Origin of the sequence: Shewanella psychropiezotolerans, from assembly GCF_007197555.1 — a bacterium.
Classification (GTDB): Bacteria; Pseudomonadota; Gammaproteobacteria; order Enterobacterales; family Shewanellaceae; genus Shewanella; species Shewanella psychropiezotolerans.
Genome location: NZ_CP041614.1, coordinates 1644069 through 1669717, shown reverse-complemented (window position 1 = coordinate 1669717; position 25649 = coordinate 1644069). Strand labels below are relative to the sequence as shown.

21 protein-coding genes and 3 pseudogenes are annotated in these 25649 nt (G+C 43.9%); 13 read left to right on the top strand and 11 right to left on the bottom strand.

What is annotated here, in order from left to right; all coding sequences use genetic code 11:
- Positions 1-47: 47 nt before the first annotated feature.
- The 6 genes from ltrA to FM037_RS29215 form a co-directional block, all read right to left on the bottom strand.
- Positions 48-1520: a group II intron reverse transcriptase/maturase gene (ltrA, locus tag FM037_RS07385; protein ID WP_144045464.1), complete on the bottom strand. Its 1473-nt coding sequence runs from the start codon at positions 1518-1520 to the stop codon at positions 48-50.
- Between the two features lie 1036 nt (positions 1521-2556).
- Entirely contained in the window at positions 2557-4695 is a 2139-nt protein-coding gene (locus FM037_RS07380) for a peptidase domain-containing ABC transporter (RefSeq protein WP_229381114.1), read from the bottom strand.
- 199 nt (positions 4696-4894) lie between these two features.
- Positions 4895-5230 carry a hypothetical protein gene (locus FM037_RS07375; protein ID WP_144045463.1) on the bottom strand — a complete coding sequence of 112 codons (336 nt, stop codon included), beginning with the start codon at positions 5228-5230 and terminating at the stop codon, positions 4895-4897.
- Between the two features lies 1 nt (position 5231).
- A complete protein-coding gene (locus FM037_RS07370) occupies positions 5232-5633 on the bottom strand; it encodes a hypothetical protein (RefSeq protein WP_144045462.1) in 402 nt (133 codons plus the stop codon).
- Between the two features lie 44 nt (positions 5634-5677).
- Positions 5678-6391, bottom strand: coding sequence for an HlyD family efflux transporter periplasmic adaptor subunit (locus FM037_RS29220; RefSeq protein WP_229381113.1), 714 nt, complete (start codon positions 6389-6391; stop codon positions 5678-5680).
- A gap of 186 nt (positions 6392-6577) precedes the next feature.
- Positions 6578-6733 (bottom strand): biotin/lipoyl-binding protein, encoded by a 156-nt coding sequence (locus tag FM037_RS29215; protein WP_229381112.1) that lies wholly within the window; start codon positions 6731-6733, stop codon positions 6578-6580.
- 814 nt (positions 6734-7547) lie between these two features.
- On the opposite strand from FM037_RS29215, the pseudogene FM037_RS30350 reads away from it, so the two are divergent.
- The 4 genes and pseudogenes from FM037_RS30350 to FM037_RS07345 form a co-directional block, all read left to right on the top strand.
- Positions 7548-7676: pseudogene (locus FM037_RS30350) on the top strand (IS3 family transposase); the annotation flags it as partial.
- A gap of 165 nt (positions 7677-7841) precedes the next feature.
- The gene (locus FM037_RS28485; protein WP_152829253.1) at positions 7842-8099 is read left to right on the top strand and encodes a carbohydrate-binding protein; all 258 of its coding nucleotides are present in this window, start codon (positions 7842-7844) and stop codon (positions 8097-8099) included.
- Positions 8100-8146: 47 nt separating this feature from the next.
- Positions 8147-8263 (top strand): hypothetical protein, encoded by a 117-nt coding sequence (locus tag FM037_RS28480; protein ID WP_185976975.1) that lies wholly within the window; start codon positions 8147-8149, stop codon positions 8261-8263.
- An 11-nt stretch (positions 8264-8274) separates the two neighbouring features.
- A complete protein-coding gene (locus FM037_RS07345; protein ID WP_144045460.1) occupies positions 8275-8523 on the top strand; it encodes an Ig-like domain-containing protein in 249 nt (82 codons plus the stop codon).
- Positions 8524-8634: 111 nt separating this feature from the next.
- Here FM037_RS07345 and FM037_RS07340 read toward each other — a convergent pair whose 3' ends face one another.
- Together FM037_RS07340 and FM037_RS07335 are read right to left on the bottom strand one after the other, a co-directional pair.
- A complete protein-coding gene (locus FM037_RS07340; protein ID WP_144045459.1) occupies positions 8635-8967 on the bottom strand; it encodes a hypothetical protein in 333 nt (110 codons plus the stop codon).
- 19 nt (positions 8968-8986) lie between these two features.
- Positions 8987-9313 (bottom strand): hypothetical protein, encoded by a 327-nt coding sequence (locus tag FM037_RS07335; RefSeq protein WP_221937477.1) that lies wholly within the window; start codon positions 9311-9313, stop codon positions 8987-8989.
- Between the two features lie 227 nt (positions 9314-9540).
- Here FM037_RS07335 and FM037_RS07330 point away from each other — a divergent pair.
- Positions 9541-9675 (top strand): annotated as a pseudogene (locus tag FM037_RS07330) (IS4-like element ISAs18 family transposase); the annotation flags it as partial.
- Positions 9676-9843: 168 nt separating this feature from the next.
- Positions 9844-10880: pseudogene (locus FM037_RS07325) on the top strand (IS110 family RNA-guided transposase).
- Between the two features lie 413 nt (positions 10881-11293).
- On the opposite strand, the gene FM037_RS07320 reads toward FM037_RS07325, so the two are convergent.
- Entirely contained in the window at positions 11294-12247 is a 954-nt protein-coding gene (locus tag FM037_RS07320) for an MBL fold metallo-hydrolase (protein WP_144045458.1), read from the bottom strand.
- Between the two features lie 238 nt (positions 12248-12485).
- On the opposite strand from FM037_RS07320, the gene FM037_RS07315 reads away from it, so the two are divergent.
- The 3 genes from FM037_RS07315 (at position 12486) to FM037_RS07305 (ending at position 17850) form a co-directional block, all read left to right on the top strand.
- Complete coding sequence (locus tag FM037_RS07315; RefSeq protein WP_144045457.1) at positions 12486-15071, top strand: Ig-like domain-containing protein; 2586 nt, start codon at positions 12486-12488, stop codon at positions 15069-15071.
- A gap of 421 nt (positions 15072-15492) precedes the next feature.
- Positions 15493-16659: an acyltransferase family protein gene (locus FM037_RS07310; protein ID WP_229381111.1), complete on the top strand. Its 1167-nt coding sequence runs from the start codon at positions 15493-15495 to the stop codon at positions 16657-16659.
- 108 nt (positions 16660-16767) lie between these two features.
- Positions 16768-17850, top strand: a complete 1083-nt coding sequence (locus tag FM037_RS07305) for a metallophosphoesterase (RefSeq protein WP_144048874.1) — start codon at positions 16768-16770, stop codon at positions 17848-17850.
- A gap of 53 nt (positions 17851-17903) precedes the next feature.
- On the opposite strand, the gene FM037_RS07300 is transcribed toward FM037_RS07305, so the two are convergent.
- Complete coding sequence (locus FM037_RS07300; RefSeq protein ID WP_144045456.1) at positions 17904-18302, bottom strand: MmcQ/YjbR family DNA-binding protein; 399 nt, start codon at positions 18300-18302, stop codon at positions 17904-17906.
- A gap of 97 nt (positions 18303-18399) precedes the next feature.
- Between FM037_RS07300 and FM037_RS07295 the strand changes: the two genes are divergently transcribed.
- A complete protein-coding gene (locus FM037_RS07295; protein WP_229381110.1) occupies positions 18400-19821 on the top strand; it encodes a DUF3300 domain-containing protein in 1422 nt (473 codons plus the stop codon).
- Between the two features lie 176 nt (positions 19822-19997).
- Here FM037_RS07295 and FM037_RS07290 read toward each other — a convergent pair whose 3' ends face one another.
- Positions 19998-20714 carry a pseudouridine synthase gene (locus FM037_RS07290; RefSeq protein ID WP_144045455.1) on the bottom strand — a complete coding sequence of 239 codons (717 nt, stop codon included), beginning with the start codon at positions 20712-20714 and terminating at the stop codon, positions 19998-20000.
- A 307-nt stretch (positions 20715-21021) separates the two neighbouring features.
- Here FM037_RS07290 and FM037_RS07285 point away from each other — a divergent pair, with 307 nt between their 5' ends.
- The 3 genes from FM037_RS07285 (at position 21022) to deoD (ending at position 25611) form a co-directional block, all read left to right on the top strand.
- Positions 21022-21780, top strand: coding sequence for a substrate-binding periplasmic protein (locus FM037_RS07285; RefSeq protein ID WP_144045454.1), 759 nt, complete (start codon positions 21022-21024; stop codon positions 21778-21780).
- A gap of 668 nt (positions 21781-22448) precedes the next feature.
- Positions 22449-24563, top strand: a complete 2115-nt coding sequence (locus FM037_RS07275; RefSeq protein WP_144045453.1) for a TonB-dependent siderophore receptor — start codon at positions 22449-22451, stop codon at positions 24561-24563.
- 343 nt (positions 24564-24906) lie between these two features.
- Entirely contained in the window at positions 24907-25611 is a 705-nt protein-coding gene (gene deoD / locus FM037_RS07270; RefSeq protein WP_144045452.1) for a purine-nucleoside phosphorylase, read from the top strand.
- Positions 25612-25649 lie beyond the last annotated feature (38 nt).

Sequence of the window (25649 nt, the reverse complement as noted above, 5' to 3'; positions counted from 1 at the left end):
GCATACGGCTCAAGCCTCCACTAAGGCGTATTCTGTTACCCAGCACCCTACATAGCAGCCAAAACAGGATCGAACCAAGAATTGCGACTTTGCTTTTTCGGTTTCCTCTTAACCAAATAGGCTAGGTATTGAGGATCGAATGGCGTTGATGCACTCCTGATTTTCACATGTCTCTTTATTGGCATTTGAGCTATTTGAACCAGATTAAAATGGCAGTCCATGTTGGCTATTTTCTGCCAGCCGTGGAATTGCCATCCACCTATGCGATTCATATAATATTTACGCCTCACCCAGTCCTTACTTTTCGTTGGGTGACGCCTTACCGCCCATCGCCATAACAGCCAGAAAAGTTGATGCCCTACATAACCGAAAACTTGCTTTGCAACACAGTGGCGATAATAATTCGCCCATCCTCTCAGCTTCGGATTCAATATTTTGATTAAATCGTTAACGGGGATTGTTGGATGTTTTCTGATGAATTCACGTAGATTACTCAAAAATGATAGAACGTTGCTTTTGCTCGGTTTAATAAGCAGTTTGCCTTTGTACTTCCTAAGATTGAATCCCAGAAAGTCAAAACCATCATCAATATGAGTGACATGCGTTTTCTCTTCAGAGAGTGTTAAGCCTCTTTCCTGTAGAAAGCCAATTAGTTGCGGCTTGATTTCATTAACGAGCACTTCCTTCGAAGAACCTGTGATAACAAAATCGTCTGCATATCCGATAAAGTTGACCCTATTACCTGTTTTACAGGCAATAGACTTAACCAATTGTTCTAACCCAGCCAGCGTGAGCAACATAAGCGTTGGGGATATTATTCCACCTTGCGGTGTTCCTTCTGCTGTTTTGTAGAACAATCCTTTGTCAACATAACCGCACCCAAGCCATTGTTTCAGCATTCGTTTATCTAATTGAATGTTGTCGATGAGCCATTGATGACCAATCTTATCGAAACAGGCTTTGATATCACCCTCAAGAACCCATTGGCTAGAGCGCTTCATACATAAACATTTGAAGCACTGTGCAATTGCATCTGCTGCGCTTCGGTTAGGTCGAAAGCCATAGCTATTGAGGTCGGCCACAGTTTCCGAAATAGGCTCCAAGGCGAGAAGATGCAGTGCTTGTTGCGCTCTGTCTATCATGCAGGGAATGCCTAAAGGTCTGAGTTTGCCGTTTTTCTTGGGGATGTAGATACGCCTGAGCGGTTTGGCATGATAGCCTTTTCGACTCAGTTGATTAACCGCAGTCATACAACGAGCATCACTTTTCCAAATGATCCCGTCGATCCCTGGTGTTTTGCTGCCTTTATTTTGAGAAACTCTTTTAACAGCAAGCAATTTTGCTGATTTAGAGTGGGTAAGTATCCACTGCAATGCTTTCGCCTTGCCGTGTTTACCTTCTCGGGTTGCTTTTGCAATGCGCATTTGAAGCTTTAATACATGTTGCTTAACCACTTTCCAGTTAATGGATTGCCATTGAGCATTGTCAGGGGATGCACTCACTTCGATTGAAGCCATCATTTGCGTTTCTCCTTGAATAAAGTTCTTCAAATCATCTTGCAACGGGAGACCAGCTAGAAGTCAGCTCGCTTTCGCGCCAGATAAAATCAGTATCCGCATCATTACAACACGGCATTCGCTTTTTCTAGCCTCCTTTACCTGCATGACTATCGGCAGCCTTCGCAGGCCACTTTCCCCAAAGGGAGTAATACAGGCTTACCCTGTTCCGTATGTCGCGCAACGTCAGTTTAGATGCCCACTATAGTGCGGAGAGTTATTTGATCACGAAAGAGCACTGTCCAATCTCTTTCCAACTCTCGTGCCTTTTGGCTACAGCGTATAAACCACTTCCGCTGTTTCAAACATAACGCACCTTACATGGATTCACTTACGTTCATCATACTGACACCCTAGCACTTACCCGATTGTGGTTATCAGGAAGAACGTCCTCTCACGATTCTGTTCCCGTCCAATGGACTTCGTTACATTGTCAGACTCGCTGCTTTATTCAGAGTCTTAGGGTCATCTGGTGATACAGATGGTTCACTCTTATTCGCGGTGAACAGCGCTTCATACGACCTCAGGTCGCACGGACAAAAGCTTGTTAGAGTTAAAGTCCTAAAATCTACGTTTCGCATTATCTTGAGTAATGATTATCTTAAGAAACTAGGATTGTATTCACTGAGAGAAGGATAGATCGTAGTTCACTCTCGAAACAAAGAAGTTAACCAGAAAGGATTAGGCGTTCTAGATGAACCGCCCTCAGCTCTGGCATCCTGCTTCGCCTACCTCCTAAATCCATTTTGTCGAGCGCGGAGTCACATGCTGGGTTGGAGGTTAGATACCTCCAGCTACCCAATTATGTTTTTATCTTGCACCAACATAAAAGTGCAAATGACACTGGTGTGGTGTTGTTAGGAATAAATGACTTTGCGGCTCCGGTGCGCGCATTGACCATCATTCTTCAACCCGATGGATTGCCCCTATATCCGAAAAACATTCACTCAATCCTAAAATACGAAGCCTATGAACCAATTTGTCTCTGGTTACTTCCTCTTTAAACACGTTCAAGACCATGCTTATCTAAGCAATAAACTGTGTCAACATACTTTAATGTGGACTCCCTGTGAGTAACGATAATCCTTGTGACTAGGAGTTGATTTATACCTGTGTTCACGCGGTGTTCATTGTTAATATCCAAATTACTGGTTGCTTCATCTAATACCAATACACAGGGTTGCTGATAGACAGCCCTTGCCAGTAAAACACGTTGTACTTGCCCGCCTGATAACTGAACCCCCATGTCACCAATCAATGTTTGGTACGCCATGGGTAACGCTTCTATTTCATCATGTATTGAAGCTAGCTTGCATGATTGCTCAATTTTAAAGGGATCATGAACCTCGTCGAAAAACGAAATATTTTCAGCTAAAGTGCCAGTTAACAAAGAGTCATTTTGCATGACGCTACCAATTAATTCTCTGTACTTTACCAAGCCGATTTTTCTGATATCAACACCATCTAAAAGTACTTTTCCTGAAGTCGGTTCAAGTAGACCTAAAATTATTTTGAGCAGGGTCGTTTTACCGCTACCAGAAACCCCCGTTATCGCAATTTTTTTTCCAAATTCAATGACAATATTAACATTGGAAAACAAGACCGGAGATTTCTCCCCATATCTAAAACTAATGTTTTCAAGCTCAATTCGTCCAATGACTTCTCTTATTAATCCTAGTCCCTTACGGTTTGCCTCTTGTGATTCTAAAGCAATATCCGACAATCTGGATAAGTGAATATCCAACATTTTAAATGATACCAAGCTGTCTATTAACCCACTGACTCTCGAGGAAAACTGGCTTTTATAAGTAATAAAAGCCATCATCATACCGATTGAAAACAAACCTTCCATGACAAAGTTAGCTGCAAAATAGATAATAAGCATATTCTCAACACCAAGCACAATGGTATTAACAGATGAGAAGCCTAAGGACCACAAAGACCCTCTAACCCCCAAGTTAACCACATCAGAATACAGAGACAACCATTCATTTTTACGCTTATCTTCATGACCGTTTAATCGTATTGCTTGAATCGACCTTACTCCCTCTAAAAAAAAACTGTCTTCCTTAGCTGACGCAGTAATGAATTCCTCTGAGTTTCGTTTAAATGGTCGATAGAACACCCATCTCAACAACCCATATATCAAGATAGATATGATGGTGATCAATGTCAGTTTTGGGCTATATACATACATCATAATCAATGTCGTTGTCACCATTAAACCGTCAAGCACGACACTCACAAAAGTGGAAGTAATAAAAGACTGGATCTCACCTTGAGAACCAAAACGACTGACAACATCCCCAATATGGCGCTTCTCAAACCACGAAATAGGCAGCCTGATTAAATGAGAGAATAAGCCTGAGCTCCACTGTATATTCAAGTGGCTCTGTATATGCAGTCCGATTAAGTCTCGTAGAATACTGGTTATCAGTGATACCACTGCAACCATAGAAAATGCGATAAACAACAGAATAAGTAGCTCTCTATCTTGATTGACTATCACATCGTCAATCACAAGCTGCATATAATAAGGTGAGGCTAATGCAAAAATCTGTAGCAATGCAGACGCTATAAATATTTTGAACAGACCCGCTTTCAAGCCAACACTAGCCTGCCAAAAAGGACTTAATTTTAATGCTGAAACATGGGATTCTTTAGTGAAATTGACAGTAGGAAAAAACTCAATGGCAATGCCAGTAAAATGTTTTTTAAACTCTTCAATAGAGTAAGTCTGCTTACCAATAGCTGGGTCATGAATCACCACTGAGTGCTTGTTATACTTGGTCATCACAACGAAATGATTCAGGTCCCAATGTAACACACAGGGTAGTCGAAGTTGTTCAAGTTCATTGAGACCAACCTGTAATGGTCTGGAATCTAAATTTATCTGCTCAGCATACTCACATAAAGTTCGCACCGACATGCCTGATTCACTATAATTCAGCTGTTTTCTGATGGTCATTAAGTCAGTTTTTCTTTGGTAATAGCTTGACAACATGGCTAGGCATGCTATTCCACATTCACTATTTTCAGACTGATAAATGATAGGACATTTTGGGGTTGTAAAGATGGAGAACATTCTATTCCTAGCTAAAAACCACTTATTAATCGTAAAGGTCTGTTTAAAAAACATTCCGACATTCTTGATGAATTAGCATTTATCAATAAAGAAAAGCAACAGATATGGCTGTTGCTTTTCTTGAAACAAACCGCTGGGTTTAATTATAAAAATAAAACTCTCATATTATAAACGAACTATTATAAAAGATAACTGGGCCAACAATTATATTGAGTATTATGTTATAAAGAGTTGAGCACTGAAAAGTGCTCAACTAAAGCAAGTTGAGGTTCCAGAAAGGGTCGGATGGTGAACCACCGCCACCGCCGGGCCAGTATCTATTAGCCCCAGCTGGTTGACGTATTGGGCCGGGAGTATTCCCTGTATAACTAGGTCTGTTATTGCATGCTTTTGTCACTGCGGCACTAGCTGTTGCCCCTGCTACCACCCCCATTGGTGAAGTCCCCATAGCAAGTCCCGCGGCAGTACCTAGCGCAGCGCACCCTGCTGAACCGCCAGCGATACCTGAGGCAAGCGCAGACCCTACTACCGACGCTGCACCGTTCCCGCCAAAGATGAGTTCTTGTTCACTGATTATTAACTCTTTCATATTATAACTCCTTGTTGTTTGAAAGATTGAAAACTAAAAATAAATAAAATAATTCTATAATGACAAATGACATCATTGGAATGGTGAAGTATGGTATATATCCTGATAAAAAAAGACCAAACAGCACCGTTGGTGGCATAAACCTATACTTACCCCAAGTTAAGTTAATATTAGGGTAAGCCTTATTCATCACGACCTTAAAAAAATCATACCGGAAAAATATAGATATACAATAGCAGGTGATAACGATGCCTAAAAACATCATGCCAACTGAAGCACCGTAACTTTGAAACAATTCGGGAACAAACAGTAGGTCACCATTTAGAATAACATCGATAGCCAAACTATAAAAAACCACAAAACTAAATACTGCGCCCACGGGAAAAAAATTAAACTTTACCATCGTTAACCTCCTAATATGTACTTAAAAATAATAGTTCATCATCGTTAATATCCATTTATTATATATAGTGGTTCTAACAGCCACTCCATCAGTGTTCTTTTTCCAGTATTAATGTCAGCTTGTAATAATAAACCTGGGATTAATTTCGTTTCATTTCCATAAGCCATAATATATTGTTGTAACAACTGAATGGTGACTTTATATACAGGTTCATCAAAAGAAAGTGTTGACGTCGTTTCTGATGCAAAAACAATACTCTTCGATACATGAGATACGACTCCCTGAGCCATACCAAACTTCTGAAATGGAAAAGCATCCAACCGGAGTCTAACTTCATCACCCTTTCTAACAAAGGCAATTGCTCTTGTCGGTATATAGACCTCAGCCTCAAGTTTTGAATCCGCAGGGATAATTGTCACTAAATAATCTCCGCTTGAAGCAAATTCACCGATATTTAACTTGATTGATGTAACAACACCACTGATAGGCGCTTTCACCAAGAGATTACTCCCCTCTTGGATTGAGACTTTCATGTTAGATAATTTTGATAGCTCGATTTGTAATTGGCTAATTTGCTGCTGTTTCTCAAATGGTAATCTTGCTTTATCGTTCAGTGAGTTAGCGAGGTTTGTTTCTGACTTTAATGAAATGGTGTTTTGTTCTTGAATTTTTTGCTGTAAATCTAAAATAAAATCAAGTTGGTCATTAACTTCACTATTACTGGCATTTCCTCTGTCATGAAGCTCCTTGATGTTCACTAAACGTACTTGGGCTAACTTTAAGCGCTCTCTTAAATACTGACCTTGTAAATTTAATTCATCTCTTTCTTGATTCAGTAAGATAATGATATTTTCCAGTCTAACCTTCCTCTCTGTGTATAAGGAGGAGTACTGAGATATCTGTTGGTTAATGAGAGAGGTTTGGACGTTAATCTCTTTAATTTTTTATTTATCAGAATCCAAAGAATTAGCCATATACTTATTATTAGACACCAACATCAGCACATCACCAGCTAATACACTGCCTCCTTCTTTCACCGAAATATAACTCACTACGCCACTCACATGTGAATAGACTCTTGATATACCTTTCTGCGGCACGAGGTACCCCTTTACCTTTTCTTTTTTGGAAAAGTCACTGGTAACAAGGTATATAATAGTGAATATAACTACTATGGTGATAAACATTAGTAGTATTGAGTAATGGATAGGGGTTATTACGACAGCCTTGCTATAGTAACTTGTACTCTTTTTCTCTAAAACTTGTTTTCGAAACAACATAATATCAATCCATGATAAATACAAACTGCCTTAACTCATCCATGTAAATACCGTAGAGAGGTATTTTTATTAAAGCAACGCCTCAAACATCACAATTAATTAACAAGGCGTAAGTAAGCGTGATGATGTTTGAAACATAATAATCGCAATATTATTAGTCTGTCAACGAATATATCATTACACATCTTTATGCGAATAAATCTAAATACAACAACCTGTTGCAGATTTGTTTTATTTTGGTTGTAAAGGTGGGGCGCTATGGCGAAAAACGAGTAGTTATTGTAAGTTTATCTCGGTGCAACTTGATAATGTCGAGAATAAGCTCTCAAGTTGAGTTAACGAAATCACTTCTCCACTAATGTTATCTCACCCTCAGAAAAGAGTTGTTTAAATATTCTTTATTTTTACCCCACACCCGCTAAATAAAAATTTTAAGCCTCTATGAGAAATCCCTGCCCAGACAGTGCTACTTACTATCTTTATCAATCAAAATTAATTTATTCTAATGTGCTCGATTTTCCGATAACTTCTGGTAGGGGAAATTAGGTTGATAGAATGTGCCTGAGTGTTTACATTAACTCATTTTGGGGCTGAAGTGAGTTACAAACCCAGACTAGAGTTACTCACAAAACCCGAATCGATGAAGCTAGATGTTGAAGAATATATCCGGTATTACAACCACGAACGGCAGCATACTACGCTTGAGGATTTAACACCGATCAGCTATGAGAAATTACAAAGTAAGGTGTCCGGTTGGACTTGACCAGAATAGAGTTCACACACGACTAATGGGCAATAAAACCAGCTTTTATGCCGTCTTTTAATGTGAACTCATCACCCACTGAGCCCACTACCATATGCTTTCTATCCGAGTGAAGATGATCACGTAGGGTATAGAGCGCATCGATACCAGTGCAATGAATGCATTATGAAAAACCACATATCACCCCTGGGCGCGTTTCGCCTTAAACCTCTTTTATACCGCAGTATATTTGCTTCGAGCCTGCTACTTCCCGGCGTCAGTCAGGCAGTTGATTATAATAGCTTAGTTATTTGGAATGGCGATCAAGCCTATAGTGGCGGCGCTCAAGTTCAACATCTGGATATCGCTTACTCGGCTAACTGGTGGACAAAAGGCAATGACCCAGAGGCAAGATCCGGCCCTATCAGGAATGGAGTAACTTAGGAGCTTGTGATGGCACCGTCGCCAGTGTCGAGTATCTGGTGGACGGTGTGTCGATAGGCAGCGCTAGTCAGGCTCCTTATGATCATAGCTGGACAGCCAGCACAGGCAATCACGAGATTAAAGCCATAGCCACTGACGATCTTGGTGCCAATGCACTGCCATAGTCAATATCAGCGTGGCCTCAGTAGGCGGTAATGTTCCGCCAAGTGTCACACAAACCAGCCCCACAGCCGATTCACAGATAACCGTCGGTGATATCACCTTACTCACAGCCGATGCAGCCGATAGTGATGGCGCGATCACTCAGGTCGACTTTTATCTCGATGATGCCTTACTTGCAACTGTTGCCAGCGCACCATTTGAACATAGTTGGACCGCAACAGAGGGGGCTCCACAGTTTCAAGGTCAAGGCCACAGACAATGATGGAGCCCAGACCTTCAGCAGCTCGGTTCAGGTCAACAAAAGATATGGCTGTCCCGACTTTTCCTATTACTGCTTACCACGAAGAACAATGATAGAATAAATATATCTTATTCATAAATAGTTAAAACAAGCTATATTGGGGGCTGGAACAATATCATTCGTTGATTCAACATTATTATGGTGATAAATCCATACCATATTGCTCCGAGGAAATTCGACTTTAAATGCCTTTTTAATCACTTTCCCAACCTCGGCAATATCACCTATAATAACTTCCTCTATATAGCCAAACTGCATTATTTTGAATTTATCATTCGTACTTTTAGCGACTCGAAATCCACGATCCTTTTTAAACGTCAACACTTCGAAGACATCACCCAATTGCATTGTTTTCATAAAACGTTCGCATGAAGATTTAACCTGACCAATATGTAATTTTGACATGCCTACCTCATTATTCTTTTTAATCAAGAAGAGCAGTTTTGGCTAATAACTTACAAAACTGTGCTTTAAATAATATATCGCTAATAAAGATCACCTTAATGGTATGCTTATCAACAGTAAAAGCCACTCGACATGCCATACATCCATCAAAAACCACCTTATATTCCAACACTTGCAACTGGTGATGTTTTGCATACTTTACGGGCTTAATTTTACCGTTATGCAACGTTAACAAACTGGGTAAACGTTCACTAATATCGCAAAGAATCTCAGTATGATAATCAGCATACTGATAAAAAAACTTACGCAAGTGGCGATTATCATCAATACAAATATTCATATTCATCGACTACCTAGTTTGAAAACACCTTAATACTATATTTAGTACATATTACACCGCTTAAAATAAATATGAGATACAAAAAAATTTAACCATTGTATAAATTTCATTTAATTATAGCGAAACTAAAATGCAGGGGCTGATCCTTAGGCATCCCCTCATAAAAACGACTGGTGACAAGTGGCCTGCGTAGAGGTAGCCTTCTCCGACCAAAAGTAACCTAGCACTCTCTCATGATTAACCAAGATCTTATTTACCAACATATCAATGAACTTTTTGGCCAAGATATGTACGCTAAACGAGTATTATCTTTAGCTAATGCAACTCATGCGGTGATAGAGAAAGGCTCTTTGGCTATTCATGCTATTCATGCTATTGGGGTATTAACGTGTTACCAATTAAAGCTTAGGCTTACCAACAAAATCCAAATTGGAGAAATAACTTATCTTGTAAATCATCCAGTGTAGATAATTGGACTCCCCACTCTCTAATCAGTTACGTTATATCTCAATTCTCACGAGATTCCGGAGTCTAAAATGAAAGGGACTATTGTTGGCGTTGATCTGGCTAAAAATGTAATTCAAGTTTGTGTCTTCACAAATAACAAGGTGCACTCAAATACTGAAATGACACCGAATGAATTTATCGACTGGCTGGCCAACTTAGCCCCCGTAACTATAGTGTTCGAAGCGTGTGGAATGTCTAATTATTGGAAACAAAAAGCAATATTATTTGGTCATGAGGCTAAGTTAATTTCTGCTAAGTTAGTCGCAGCCGTCAAGCAAAATCAAAAAACGGACAAAAATGATGCTTTAGCGATTGTTCAGGCCGTACTGTTACCCGAGGTCAATTTCATCACAGGTAAAACGGTCGAGCAGCAACAACTGCAATCCATTATGAGATTACGAGAACTTGCTATCAAACAAAAAACCGCGATGAGTAACCAGCTCACCTCGTTGTTGGCAGAGTTTAACCTTATGGTGTCAAGCAGAAATGGCGGCTTACGTGGTGTGATTGAATCCACGTTAGAAGACGCTGAAAATGATTTCTCTTCTGAGTTTCGAGCCGCACTTGAAGCTGCCTGACAACAGTATTTATCCGTAGTAACATCCATCACGACTTATGCTCTGTGTTTGGAAAAATCACTCGTCACTCATCCTGAGGCTCAAAAATCATTAAAAATTGAAGGGGTGGGCACTCTCAATGCGATTAATCTCTATATCGCATTAGGTTGCGCTGATATTAGTGTCGTTTCCACAGGAAAAGATGCATCCGCCTGTATTGGATTAACCTCGATTCAGTATTCTTCAGGTGGAAAGGTCAAACTGGGGTCCATAGGAAAACACGTTAAAAATAGCATTCTCAGAAGCCAGTTAATCACTGGCGCATTGTCAGCGGTCAGTCAAATGGTCAAAAGAGAAGCCAAGACGACGAAGGAGTGCTGGGTCCAGGCCTTGGTTGAGCGACGGGGTAAAAATGTGCGGCAGTGGCGTTAGCCAATAAGACGGTCAGAACCGCCTACGCCATGCTCACACAGGATACAGAGTATAGAGCAGAGTTAATTTCGGCTTAAAAAGCGTTCAAACAACAAAAATGCACAATCGAAGATTAGAAATCAGCCAGTTAAGGTAGCCCGCATCAAAGAGTCTTGATGCTCGCAGTGTAGAATTATCAACTAGTTCGCGTAAATATCATAGAGCCTGAGTTCGCTACTCAATTGAGAGCTCGTACATAAGTTCGCATTTATTTCTTCAAGAGTGCCTGTTTGTTGTTGACACAGGGGAGTCCACATAAGATGCGGCTGTGGCCGTTGACAGCATGGCCAACAATGTTCCATACATTTTTCGGCATTCCCTACGTCCGTGTAGGTCAGATGCTGCCGCAGAGACTACAGGGATTGTACTCACGTCGACTCGCAGAAGCATCTGCACAACCCTCGCCTGACAGGCGTTAGGTAACATTGAAAGTACGACTTCAAACACACAACTAATGGGCAATAAAACCGGCTTTAACGCCATTTTTTAATGTAAATTCATCACCCACTGAGCCCACCACCATGTGCTTTCTATCTGAATTGAGGTGTCCGCGAAGGGTATAAAGCGCATCGATACCAGTGCAATGTGCACCAATCATCTGCTCTAGCCCGAAACCTTGCAGCTTTTTAGCAGTCCAGGCTAAATGCTCATCCGAAGCGGACACCAAGTGAAAGCCACCTATCGCCGTGGTAATTTTACCTGGGTGGATATGGGCTGTAATGTGCTCCATAGTATTAATTATTCCCGCGTGCCCGCAGCCAGAAACGAGTACGAAGCCGTCATCTGTATCTATGACTAATGACAAATCCTCTGGAATATTATCTTCAATCAAGCCTGAGTGTGTGGCAATCTGTCCTCTGCCACTCCAGTTTTTCTCAGCATGTATCCTAGGTACTTGTCCTGTTAACCAAACTCCAGGAAATATCTCAGTCGGCTCATCATAAACAATAAACTCACTGCCCAAGGCGATCAGTTTATCCCGGGTCTGCCAAATGCTATTTTTACTATTGGCACGCTCACTGAATATGCCTTTACCGACATGAACCCGGCTTAAGGCTTTAGGGTTTTGTTTGCGTAGCGCTTCTCTGAGATAAATTAACCCACCAGTGTGATCGCCATGGTTATGGCTTAAAATGACATCTTCTACATCGGACAGATCAATATCCAAATCTTTGGCATTTTGCAGCACAGTCTCCGGACGGTTACCGGTATCAAACAAGATCTTCTTGCCATCAACTTCAATAAGCGCAGCATAACCCCACTCACCTATGCCACGACTGGCAAGCATGGTTGATAAGGTCGTGACTTTTAGTGATGCAACCTGAGTAAATTCCTGTGCGAGAACGGTTTGAATGTGAAATATAAAGCTCGCCAAAAACACCGGCAATAATGCACATTTATTCATGTATCTTCCTTAATTATTTATATCGATTAGTAAATAGCCACTTTACATTCATCCCTAAAACACTTTAAGTTGAATTAAGAGTTAAGGAAAGACTCATCATCTAAGTGAATTTACCCTATCACTTCGAAATAAGAATAAACGGACAGTTGGATAAGTAATCAGAGTAACGCATACGACATGGCAGTTGGCCTATGGCTACATTTCGTGATGAAAACAAAAACAACATCAGGAATGCATTATGAAAAACCACATATCACCCCTGGGCGCGTTTCGCCTTAAACCTCTTTTATACCGCAGTATATTTGCTTCGAGCCTGCTACTTCCCGGCGTCAGTCAGGCAGTTGATTGTAATAGCTTAGTTATTTGGAATGGCGATCAAGCCTATAGTGGCGGCGCTCAAGTTCAACATCTGGATATCGCTTACTCGGCTAACTGGTGGACAAAAGGTAATGACCCAGAGGCAAGGTCCGGCCCCTATCAGGAATGGAGTAACTTAGGGGCTTGTAATGGCGGCTCGACAAACACCCCACCTCAGGTATCACTTACCTCTCCGTTAAATAACGCTTCTTTCAGCGAAAATGACAACGTTGTCATTGGCGTTAATGCCAGTGATAGCGATGGCACCGTCGCCAGTGTCGAGTATCTGGTGGACGGTGTGTCGATAGGCAGCGCTAGTCAGGCTCCTTATGATCATAGCTGGACAGCCAGCACAGGCAATCACGAGATTAAAGCCATAGCCACTGACGATCTTGGTGCCAATGCAACTGCCATAGTCAATATCAGCGTGGCCTCAGTAGGCGGTAATGTTCCGCCAAGTGTCACACAAACCAGCCCCACAGCCGATTCACAGATAACCGTCGGTGATATCACCTTACTCACAGCCGATGCAGCCGATAGTGATGGCGCGATCACTCAGGTCGACTTTTATCTCGATGATGCCTTACTTGCAACTGTTGCCAGCGCACCATTTGAACATAGTTGGACCGCAACAGAGGGGCTCCACAGTTTCAAGGTCAAGGCCACAGACAATGATGGAGCCCAGACCTTCAGCAGCTCGGTTCAGGTCAATGTCAGTAGCGGTCAAGTCGGTGGAGCTTGTGCTGGCGTGCCTGCATTTGTCGCAGGCAAGAGTTATCAGAGTGGCAACGAAGTCGAAAACATCAATCATAAGTATCGCTGTGATATTGCCGGTTGGTGTTCATCAAATGCCGCCTGGGCCTATGAGCCTGGCGTAGGTGAGCACTGGGGCGATGCCTGGAGCGATCTGGGTATCTGCGCCATAGTGCCTGAAATGACCATCACCTCACCTGCGGCTAATGCCGTGGTACTGGCTAATACCAGTGTCGATTTCAAGGTCGATGCCAGCGATAGTGATGGTAATGTCACCCAAGTGGAATTCTTCGCAGCAGGCGCTAGTTTAGGTGTCGATACCACGGCGCCCTACTCGGTCAGCTGGACTGCAACAAACACAGGTGACATTCAGCTCAAAGCCGTTGCCACTGACAACGAAGCTAATACGGCCGAAGAGACCTTGTTAGTCACAGTCAGTAACGAGCCCATTGTCGCCAGTATCAGCGCCACAAATACAAGCGGCACAGTCACACTGGGCAAAACCGTCAACTTTACCGCAACCGCCTCTTCCGTGGTGGGTGAGATAACAGCTATCGAATTTATGGTTAACGGCGCGGCGCTTTCCAGTGATAGCAACGAGCCCTACACGGCGAGCTGGACGCCGGGATCAATGGGAAGTTACACCATTACCGCCAAGGCCACAGACTCCCAAGGTAATAGCATCACAAGCTCGGCACTCAGCATCAATGTCATCGGTGCACCGGTCGGTCAAACTCATAAGTTGATTGGCTACTGGCATGACTTTGTGAACCCGGCAGGCTGTCCTATGCCGCTCAAAGAGATCTCATCGAAATGGGATGTTATCGATATCGCCTTTGCCGATAACGATAGAAACTCAAACGGCACTGTGCACTTCAATCTGTTCAGTGGTGATATTCACTCTACCTGTCCAGCCCTCGATGCCAGCGAATTTAAGCAAGACATGGCGGCGCTTCAGGCACAAGGTAAGAGAATCGTGCTGTCCTTAGGTGGGGCCGAAGGTAATATCACCCTCAATACCGATGCCGATGAAGCCAACTTCGTCTCCAGCCTGACTGAGATTATTGCCGAGTGGGGCTTCGATGGTTTAGATATCGATCTCGAGAGTGGTTCCAACCTGCTCCACGGCACCCAGATCCAGGCCAGATTACCTAGGGCTCTGAAGCAGATTGAAATCAATATGGGCGGTGACATGTATCTAACCATGGCACCAGAGCATCCCTATGTTCAGGGTGGCATGGTTGCCTACTCGGGGATTTGGGGGGCTTATATCCCACTCATCAACGAGCTAAGAGATACCTTAGACTTGCTTCACGTTCAGCTCTATAACAATGGTGGACTTGCCAATCCTTACATGAGTAGTGCAGCGCCAGAAGGCTCGGTAAACATGATGGTGGCCTCGGTCAAGATGTTAGTCGAAGGGTTCAAACTCGCCGACGGCTCTCAATTCTTGCCTCTGCGAGACGACCAAGTGGCCATAGGTTTGCCATCTGGACCCGCTTCAGCTAACTCGGGTCAGGCGCCGACACAGAACATCATAGATGCACTGGACTGCATCACCAAAGGCATCGCTTGTGGCAGCATAGTACCGAGTCAACACTTCCCCAACTTTGGGGGCGTGATGACCTGGTCAATCAACTGGGATAAGTATGATGGGTATAATTTCTCAGGGCCCATAGGCGATAAGATTGATGCCATGAACGCGGAGAATTAATAAAACTATGGGTTGTCACTTCTCAGGGGCATCTACATGGCGATAAGATTGATGCCATGAACGCGGAGAATTAATAAAACTACGGGTTATCACTTCTCAGGGTCACCTACATGGCGACAAAATAGATGCCATGAACGCGGAGAATTAATAAAACTACGGGTTATCACTTCTCAGGGTCACCTACATGGCGACAAAATAGACGCCATGAAGGCGGAGAATTAATAATTCAGCGATAAAATAGATTCAAGGAAGTAAAACGGTCAGTCTGTAACGGGTACAGTTGCAGGCTGGCTATTCAATCAGGTCTATCCACGCACAAAAAAATCCTGATTATTAAATATGACGAACCAAAAATCAGTAACCTCGTTTTTATCTCTATTCTCTATCTCTTCTATATCTTTTCTCTATGTTTGGCCTCTTCATGCCTAGATGCTCTGTTAAAGATAATGCTAGTATGTTGCCGGGCAGTGAATACGAGAAGGGATGCAGTGTGAATCAAGTCGTCGCCGCGAAAAATAGCGAAATCGAAAAAGTTAATCCGCCAAAGAAAGCATTTCTCAACAGCATCAACCATTTCCGTGGTATCGCTATCATCTTTATTGTGATGGCCCATTGCTATAGACCCGCAGGCTGGCAAGTAGAAACCTTAGCCGACAAAGCTTGGTTTAACTTGATGATGAACGGCACCGTCTTCTTCGTGTTTATCTCAGGCTTCCTATTTCACCATGTATTCTCCCATAGACTGGATTATAAGAAATACATGAAAAATAAGACCAAGTTTGTTTTTCTGCCCTACCTGTTTTTGTCATTACCTTGGATTATTTGGCATATCACGGCGGGGACAGATCCGCTTATGCATCTCAACTATACCCAGCTCACTAACCCAGCTGAAATTGCCAGTTGGTATGTGATAACAGGTCGAACGCTCACCGCATACTGGTATATCCCCATGGGCATGATGCTGTTTGCACTATCACCTTGGGTGATGCATCTTCTGAAGAAACAACACCTGATGCATTATGCCATCCCCCTCTTTATCATCGCCATGCTAATCCATAGACCCGAGTCGAACCTCAACGCCATTCAGTCTCTGTTCTATTTTCTTCCTGTCTACCTTTTCGGTGTCTGGAGCTCTGAGCACAGGGATAGCCTGTTCCCTTTTATCGGAAAATTTTGGATCCCCATGCTTATTGCAGCCATCGGTTTAGCCGTGGGGCAAGCCTACTTTTTGGGTGCGGGGACGCTAAACAAGCCGGCCTTTGAAATAACGGTTCCAGATCTTATGTTGCCACAAAAAATGCTATTAACTTTAGTGTTACTGGCCATTCTCAACAAGTTCGAGCATATCAGCATCAAACCACTGCAAAAGCTCGCAGAGGTTAGCTTTGCCATCTACTTTATCCATCCGTGGATAACCACACCTTGGTGGATGCTCTATGACAGCCCGGACATTTTTAATCTTCAGGGACAAGGCAATATTTTTACCACGCTTCTGGTTACCTTAGGCATAGTCATCATCTCATACGCTGTTGCAGTCACGATAAAAAAACTGCTCAATAAACGTAGCCGTTACCTTATCGGTTGGTAAACAACAAAACTGGTAAATCGACAAATCAGAGAACTTCATGACTCTGACTATCAAATAAGAATAATAAAGAGTGAGATAACATTGAAAAAAACCAAAAAATTTGCAGCTATGAGCTTGTTATTAATCTGTCATATCGGCTTTGTCGGCGCGGTTGAAAAGCAACAAACCTCAGCACAGGATCCTCTCTACGACGGCCCCTATCTGTTCGAACAGACGAAAACACAGCAGTCTCAGCAAGCCTACTGGATCTGTGCCAGCGAACTTCAGGCAACACGAGTCATCAACAATGAACTCAAACGCCCTAATGAATGTGGCAAGTTACCCGAGCCAAAACTCAACCCTAAGGCTAAAGAGATCGCTGCCAACACTTATACTAATGTCAGCAAAATCGTCGCTCTGAGTGACGTTCATGGCCAATACGATGTACTTATCACACTGCTTAAAAATCAGAAGATAATCGATGAGCATAATAACTGGGTCTACGGTACCGGTCATATGGTGATGACCGGGGATATGTTCGACCGTGGTCATCAGGTCAACGAAGTCCTCTGGTTTATGTATAAGCTAGATAAACAGGCCAGTGATGCCGGCGGTAAGCTTCATTTGTTAATGGGTAACCATGAGCAGATGGTGATGCGCGGTGACTTAAGATACGTTAACGAGCGCTATCAAACCGCAGAAAAGCTACTGGAACGCAGCTACGATGAGCTCTATGACAGTAGCAGTGAAATCGGTCAGTGGCTGCGCAGTAAGCACACCATAGTCAAGATAAACGATAGCTTGTTTCTCCATGGCGGGATCAGTGGTGAGTGGGTCGACAGAGAGCTGACTTTAGACAAAGCTAACCAAGTGTACCGCGCCAATATCGATAAGAGTAAGCCTGAGTTAAAAAGTGATGACCTATTAAACTTCCTGTTTTTAGGCAACGGCCCGACTTGGTTCAGAGGCTATTTCGAAGATGATTACCAAGAGAGTGAAATCAATAGGGTATTGGCTTATTTCGATGTGAAACATATCGTCGTCGGCCACACCTCACAGACTAGAGTGTTAGGCTTATTTAACAACAAGGTATTAGCGGTCGATTCGAGCATCAAGAATGGCCAATCCGGCGAGCTGCTGTTAATCACCCCAAATGAAGGCCAAGACACATTAATCCGTGGCCTATACGATGGCAGCCGCGTGACTCTATAAATTACTGACATCCAATGAGCTTGCAAGCTGCAGGCTCACTAACCCTTTCTAGTTTATAAGTGAAGTAATATTGAGACCTGATCTTTCTTGGTCATCTTATCCACCACCAGCTGAAATGAGTTATCGATCATTCGCTCGATCTCACCCGCCGGGATTGAGCCGTCCAGAATAATGGTATTCCACAGCGCCTTGTTCATGTGGTAACCGGGAATAACGGCGGGAAAGATATCCCTCAATATTGCGGCTTCATCCGGGTCGCACTTTAGGTTCATCCACCAATGCTTATTACCTGAGTCATTATTAGAGTCATCACCTTTACCCATCTTGCCAATGGCCAAGGTGGCAAACATTTTCCTCTTCACCTTAAACACATAAACATCGGCGCCAAAGGGGAAATCCAGTACCGTTTCAGGTTTATTTAGCAGGTATTTTTTTGCAGCATCAACATCCATTTGGACTCATCCTATCGAACAATCATCACTTTCAGCTTACGTTCATCTTCGCCTCTTTATAATCGATACACAATCAAAATAGGTGTTTGGAGACGATATGAAGATTCACACTCGACAGAATCGAACCGGGGGGCTCATAACCCTGTGTATGATTCTCACTCTTACGCTATTTACCCCCCTTTCAAAAGCACAAGCCGAGTCCAGCGGACAAGAGACCAGCTTTAGTGAAGCCGAGCTAGCGCAGATGCTCGCGCCTATCGCCCTGTATCCGGATAGCCTGCTGACTCATATTCTTATCGCATCGACCTACCCACTGGAAATCGTGCAGGCTAAACGCTTACAGAGCAAAAACAAACTACTCCCTACAGAGCAATTGATGGAGAAGGCCGAAGATGAAGAGTGGGACCCCAGTGTCACCGCCCTGCTTGCTTTTCCTACCGTACTCGACAAACTCAGTGAGGATTTAGAGTGGACACAAGATTTAGGCGATGCCTTTTTGCAAGATGAAGAGAGGATGCTCGCCAGCATTCAGACACTAAGACATCAGGCAGATAAAGCAGATAGCTTAGCCGAGATGGAAAATATGTCGGTAAGCCGTGTCGATAACCAGATCATCATAGAGCCAATCCAAAAAGAGATAGTCTACGTGCCCTATTACGATCCTAGAGTCGTCTATGGTCATTGGGCCTGGTATAACTACCCGCCTGTATATTGGGCACCCTATCCTTATTATGTACGTCCACCCTATGGTCATTTTTACTGGAACAGTGGCGTTCATATCTCTTTTAACTACTATTTTAGCGCCTTCCATTGGAACAAGCGTCATGTGGTGGTCGTTCACCATAACAATGCCCGTCACTATCGTCACCATGGCCGTATAGTAACCAGCCATGGTGCACAGAGATGGCACCATAAACCTGCACATCGCCGCGGCGTCGCTTATCGCAGCCCAGCAGTGAAACATAGATACAAGAGCCATCGTCCGAGCACGCTTTATAGCAAACAGGTACGTCAAGCCGATCGTCACGCAATCAAACATGCGAGCACGAGCAATAAGCTTCACTCAAAGTCTATACATACTACACGCTCAACAAGCGTGAATAACCTAAGCCATTACAACAAACAGATAGCGAAACAGAGGGAGCAGAAGTTTGCCAACCAGATGCACCACAAGAGAAACATGCAGGTCAGTGACCGCTCAGTGAATAAGCACAAGGTAAGCAATCATCAAGATCGCACTCAAACACAGCAAAGATTGAAACAAGCATCAAGCAAGCCGTCACATTACAACCGGGCTCAAACGAGGTCGAGTCAGAAGCCAACTCACAAGGCGCACAATAGCTCACAACAGAACAAGCCATCACACTACAACCAGGTTCAAACGAAGGCGAGTCATAAGCCAACTCAGATGAGAAGCTCTGGCCCGTCTAACGCTAAGACACATCATCAAAAAAATGCTAATCACAAAAGTAATAGCCAGAGAAGTAATAGTCGATCTCACACTAAACAGAGAGACTAGCTGATACTTGAATCAAAACCAAAACAGCGAGCTTAAGCTCGCTGTTTTGGTTTTTTCTCATCTTTATGGTTAGCATCTATAGCTGATGACTCGGGCTAACATCTAAGGTTCACTTTCCACTCAGATATCGCCTTTCCAGCCACCAATGAGTCCAACTCTAAAGCACAAAACTAAAATCAAATAACCGACTCATAGCAATTAAACCCACTGACTTCATCTTCTGTCAGGTATCGCCACTCACCAAGTTCTATATCTAAGATCAATTTCCCCACCTGCAGTCGATGTAAGCCGACCACACGATTTCCCACGGTAAAGAACATACGTTTTACCTGGTGATAGCGTCCCTCACAAAGAGTTAGCAGTACCTGATGCGACGCAATAACCTCAAGTTTAGCGGGTAGCGTCAGAGATTTTTCGCCCTGCAGCTGCAGTCCTTCTTCGAATCTGGATACCAGCTCATCGATACCCCCATCTTCGATAGGATCTCGCAGAGTCACCCGATAAGTTTTCTCACAGTGATACTTAGGGTTGATGATGTTAAACGACCAACGTCCATCATCAGTGAGCAGCAAGAGGCCTGTAGTATCGGCATCGAGCCTGCCTGTGATATGCAGGTCCTCGGCCCTGTCCACGTGGATATATTTCATTACCGAGGGATAGTCGCCATCGACGTTGGAACAAAGGGTATTGATTGGCTTATGCAGCATGATATAGCGCGAAGGCCTGGCAATCAGGCGCTGTCCGGCTAACATGATGTTGTTGTTTTCATGTACTTGCGTCTGGGGCGTGACAATAACAAGCCCGTTCACCCGCACCTTCCCGGTCTCAATCAAGTCAGTTGATTCGGCACGGGTGAAATCAGTACTCTTGCAGAGGAATTTATCGAGGCGCATTTATCGGTAATATATTGGAGGTGAAACGAGGTGCATCATTATCGCTATTCACCGGCAAGGGTCAAGCTTGTTTATTTTTCACTCGGAGCTTGATTATTTATCAGGCATGCAGCAGATTAATAAGCATATTTATACTTTTAGGGGGTAGCACTGATGTTAACTAACCAGTATAGGTACAGCATACGGTAATTAAGTATCAGCTAATGTCCTTCTGCGGCATGCTCTGCAATCACTGAATTACATATTATCGTTTTTAAGTCACAACTAACTGTGTCAATTCTCTTTTTTATGAGTTACAGGAGAAGTAATGATCAGATTTATATGCTGTTTAATACTCTTGAGTATCTCCACTCTTGTCTCTGCAGAAGAGAAAATGTTACACGCAGATTTCAGGCATAGGCCCCCTGAGATGATAGTCGAAAATAATCGAGCGGCAGGCCCACTGAAAGATGTGTTGGATGAGGCCGCTGACGTCATTGGCTACAAGATAGAGTGGCGTATAGCCCCCTTCGCCCGCAGTTTGAAAGGCTTGAAAAATGGTAAGGTAGATCTGGTACCCAGAGTGATTAAGACAAGCCAACGAGAGAAGTTTATCGATTTTCTCGGTCCGATTGGGCACAGGCAGAAAGATATCGTTTTTCTCGTCAGGAAAGGCAAAGAGAAAACGATTAACGACTACCATGACCTATATCAATTTGAAATAGGCATTAAACGCGATACCGCCTATTTTACCAAATTCGATGATGATAAAGCGCTGCATAAAATATTACTGCTCGATGACAGAAACATGTCCAGCATGTTTGCGGCCCATCGCTTCGACGTCATGGTGGTACTCGACAAAGACTCCATCGAATCAGCCTTCAAACAGATACACTTTACCGATTATGCTTACGCCCACTACAGGCATAAGCAAAATATCGGTATTTTTTACGGTCTATCTAAGCTATCTGCCAATACTAAGGTCAATTCCAAACTAAGCAAGGTACTGCTTAATATGTCACAATCGGGTAGGGTCGCTCAGATCTACCAGGACTATAAGCTAAAGCCTCCCCTCAGGCTGTTTTAGGCTGGCAGCGCTACTTACCCCTTTAGCACGCTGAAGATATGCCTCCATTTCATTTTCGGGTACCATACCGCCAATGCCGATGGCTCAAGCTTAATAGCTTGTGAGTCATAAAGTAGCCCCAAAAGCCCATAAATCTCATCGTCTGTAATGGTGATATAGCCATCGTTCATTCGCTCCATGGCCTTGCCCACAAAGCCTGATAGCGCGCACTCAATCCGGCCTACATCTCAGGTATAATCTGAAGTGGTGACTCTATGATGCCAGCGCTGACTTAGGGTTCAGGAAAGACGCAATAGTTTTCCTATGCACATAAGTAACTGGCTTACCTTTCCGGGACAAATTAACTTCATGTAATCTGATGCTTAATACCCGTTTAGTTGGCCATCATTAGTTTAGAAACCACTGACTAATAATCCTTTCTGAAACAATAAACAGGAATTGAAACACTTGTGACACATTTCACAACTCGAGCAATAACAGTTAAACAAGTTGCATCTTTACACTGTAACCCTTGATAGTGAGATTGATTAGCATTAACATCCGCGAAATTGATCTTACATTCACATAAACATCTCATTACTGCGCGTAAAACATGATACGGCCATCACTTTTTATCTCAGATGCCTAGGGAAAGGCACCGCACACTTTGAGTCATTTAGGCTTACTCTATGAAGACCCAAGTTAAATTAATCTCTGCCGTCATCACCGCGATTCTTCACTCAACAGCATTCGCCGCCCCACAAATCAGTGAAACTCCAGATAAGACAATAGTGGCCAGCAATGCCCAAGCCAGTCAGGATATCGAGGTGATCACAGTCTTTGGTCGCCAGCAGCACTACAAAACTGATCAGGCTCATGCCGCCATGCGCTCAGATGTGTCTCTGCTTGATACCCCTCAGTCGGTGACCGTGATCCCAACTGAGATCATGGATGACCAGATGATCCTCACCTTGGGCGATGCACTGAGAAATGACGCCAGTGTATCCATCGGCCGTGTCACCACAGACAGAGAGAGATTTAGGCTGCGAGGCTTTAGCTTAGATGAGAGCACTAACCTGCTTAAAGATGGCCACCAGCACTTCTCAAAATACCGTTTACCTATGGCACTCGTGGATAGTATCGAAGTCCTCAAAGGCCCATCCAGTCTGCTTTATGGTCAGTCGACTCCCGGCGGCCTGGTTAACCTGGTGACCAAGAAGCCAACCTATGATTCATTTTTAGAAGTCGGCGTAAAAGGTGATGACAATGGCTCGCTGCGAGGTATGCTCGATGCGGGTGGCAGCTTAAATGAAGCACAAACCATACGTTACCGCGCCATTGTCGAGAAGCAAGACAACAAGAACTGGCGTGAATACCAAGATGGCAGCGCACAAGAGAGTGACTTCTTCGTCGGTAGCTTGATGACAGACTTCGACATAGGTGACAATCTCACCCTGTCACTACACTATGACACGTCTGACGAAGTGGCAGGCCAGGACAGCGGTTCTCTTATCGATGACCAAGGCAATGTCATCGGCGGCGATGAAACCATCTGGGATATGCCCTGGACTAAGATCGATGCTCAGAGCGAGAACTATGGCGCCGACATCAGCTACCAGTTAAGCGACGACTGGAATATAGATGCGGGCTATAACAAACAACATAACGAGCGTGAGCGTTGGGAAAGCAAGCCGCAAACTAGCAGCTACGATCCTGATACCGGCAGCTACAAGAACAAACCCTATAACAAGCTGGAAGATTGGCAGCAAGAGTCCTCCTATTTTGACTTAGTCGGCACCATAGAAGTTGGCGGCATGCAGCATGACCTGCTGGTCGGTGGTAACTATCTCAAGCACGAGTACAGCTCACTGAAAGTCAAAGGTAAGATGGACTCTGGTAATATCGATACAGGCATCATAGTGCCTCAGCCCGATCTGGACTACGCCGACGGCAAGTCAGAAACAGAGAATTACAAATACTATGGTGTATTCGCCCAAGACTTGATCACCTTCAACGATCAGTGGCAGCTGCTCCTGGGCGTACGTTACGACAAGCAGGAAAAAACCAATGCAGACAGTCAGTCGGTACTGCCTAAGTTTGGGATCATCTACCACCCTACAAATTATGCCTCTATCTACGCCAATTACAGCGAGAGCTTCGAGCCACAGGGCCGAGTAATGGATGATGAAGATGCCAACGATGGCATGGAGCTAGATCCAATCAAGGGCGAGATGTATGAGCTAGGCACTAAGTGGGAACTGCTATCGGGCAAACTTCGCCTCAACGCCGCCCTATTTGATATCAAACGCAGCAACATCATAGTCAACCAAGGTACATCCGATGACCCTATCACCACCCAAGGCGGCGTTCAGCGTCACAAGGGCTTCGAGTTAGGCGCTATCGGCCAGATCAACGATGACTTATCATTGATCACCTCACTCATGTATCTTGATGCTGAATATGAAACCCAAGATGAGTTTCAGGGTAACCGCCCCGAAGACGTCCCCGAGTGGACAGCCTCTATCTGGGCCAAATACTCGATCACAGATCGCGCCGCCTTCAACTTAGGTGCCTTCTACGAAGGAGCCCGTTTCGGCGACGCCGATAACACCTTCGAAAAATCCGCCTACACCCGTATCGACACTGGCATCAGCTATATATTACCTGTGGCCGGAAACGACCTGCAGCTAAGATTGAAAATCGAGAACCTATTCGATGCCGACTACTTAGGTGGCGGTGAAAATGGAGAGGTGAATGTGGGTAAACCGAGAACGCTGAAGTTTGGCATTAGCTACAAGATTTAACTAAGGAATTAGTCCAACATAAAAAAGCCGCTCTGTTCTAAGAGCGGCTTTTTAAGTTCTTATTGAGCTAATGAGTCACACTCATGCCTCACGTTAGGCATTCCCTATCCAAAGCACTGAATTGTTCTGGATAGGAATAATCAGCTTATTTACACTCCATGCGGACTTTTGTCCTAATCCCCTTGTTTCAGACAGCCTTACTATCGAGAGCATTAAACAACATTTAGCTGATTAACCCATCCAATAAACTCAGCATAAGCTCAACTGCATATGAGTTTACTCATCTAGATGTTTCGAACTGCCAACCGACCAACTTATAAGAGTTGTAAAAAGAGAGATAAGTATGACTGCACATATCAGCGGTAAGAAAGGCGACTTTGCCGAAACCATCATCATGCCAGGTGACCCACTGCGAGCGAAATATATTGCCGAGACCTTCCTAGATGATGCTGTAGAAGTAACCAAGATTCGTAATATGCTGGGCTACACAGGCTTCTACAAGGGTCAACGTATCTCTGTGATGGGTCACGGCATGGGGATCCCTTCCATGGTACTTTACGCCCATGAGCTGATTAATGATTTTGGCGTGAAGCGCATCATACGCGTGGGAAGCTTAGGCGCGACCCAAAAAGATGTGAAATTGCACGATGTGATTCTGGCCCAAGCTGCGGGCACCGACTCTCCAACCAATGCTAAACGTAGCAGCGGCTATCAGATGGCCACATCGGCCACCTTCGAGTTGCTTCATAAAGCCTATATGTCGGCATTAGATAAAAAGATCAGCGTCAAGGTAGGTAACATCTTCAGTGGCGATATGTACTATGACCCGGATGAAGATATGATCCCGGCCTTAGAGCGTTTTGGCGTTCTGGGAGTCGATATGGAAGTGGCTGGACTTTATGGCTTAGCCCATCAGCATGGTATCGAATCTTTAGCCATTCTGACAGTGTCTGACCACTGCTTAACCGGCGAAGAAACGTCGGCACAGGAGCGTCAACTATCATTTAATCAGATGATAGAGTTGGCCTTAGAGACGGCTTGTGGCTAATACAGGCTGCTGACTTTAGCCCCTTGTAAGACACTTTT

Coding starts and splice junctions, on each gene's coding strand:
- ltrA (WP_144045464.1), bottom strand. CDS start 1,520: ATGATGGCTTCAATCGAAGTGAGTGCATCCCCTGACAATGCTCAATGG.
- FM037_RS07380 (WP_229381114.1), bottom strand. CDS start 4,695: ATGTTTTTTAAACAGACCTTTACGATTAATAAGTGGTTTTTAGCTAGG.
- FM037_RS07375 (WP_144045463.1), bottom strand. CDS start 5,230: ATGAAAGAGTTAATAATCAGTGAACAAGAACTCATCTTTGGCGGGAAC.
- FM037_RS07370 (WP_144045462.1), bottom strand. CDS start 5,633: ATGGTAAAGTTTAATTTTTTTCCCGTGGGCGCAGTATTTAGTTTTGTG.
- FM037_RS28485 (WP_152829253.1), top strand. CDS start 7,842: ATGAAAAACCACATATCACCCCTGGGCGCGTTTCGCCTTAAACCTCTT.
- FM037_RS07340 (WP_144045459.1), bottom strand. CDS start 8,967: ATGTCAAAATTACATATTGGTCAGGTTAAATCTTCATGCGAACGTTTT.
- FM037_RS07335 (WP_221937477.1), bottom strand. CDS start 9,313: ATGAATATGAATATTTGTATTGATGATAATCGCCACTTGCGTAAGTTT.
- FM037_RS07320 (WP_144045458.1), bottom strand. CDS start 12,247: ATGAATAAATGTGCATTATTGCCGGTGTTTTTGGCGAGCTTTATATTT.
- FM037_RS07315 (WP_144045457.1), top strand. CDS start 12,486: ATGAAAAACCACATATCACCCCTGGGCGCGTTTCGCCTTAAACCTCTT.
- FM037_RS07310 (WP_229381111.1), top strand. CDS start 15,493: ATGCCTAGATGCTCTGTTAAAGATAATGCTAGTATGTTGCCGGGCAGT.
- FM037_RS07305 (WP_144048874.1), top strand. CDS start 16,768: ATGAGCTTGTTATTAATCTGTCATATCGGCTTTGTCGGCGCGGTTGAA.
- FM037_RS07300 (WP_144045456.1), bottom strand. CDS start 18,302: ATGGATGTTGATGCTGCAAAAAAATACCTGCTAAATAAACCTGAAACG.
- FM037_RS07295 (WP_229381110.1), top strand. CDS start 18,400: ATGAAGATTCACACTCGACAGAATCGAACCGGGGGGCTCATAACCCTG.
- FM037_RS07290 (WP_144045455.1), bottom strand. CDS start 20,714: ATGCGCCTCGATAAATTCCTCTGCAAGAGTACTGATTTCACCCGTGCC.
- FM037_RS07285 (WP_144045454.1), top strand. CDS start 21,022: ATGATCAGATTTATATGCTGTTTAATACTCTTGAGTATCTCCACTCTT.
- FM037_RS07275 (WP_144045453.1), top strand. CDS start 22,449: ATGAAGACCCAAGTTAAATTAATCTCTGCCGTCATCACCGCGATTCTT.
- deoD (WP_144045452.1), top strand. CDS start 24,907: ATGACTGCACATATCAGCGGTAAGAAAGGCGACTTTGCCGAAACCATC.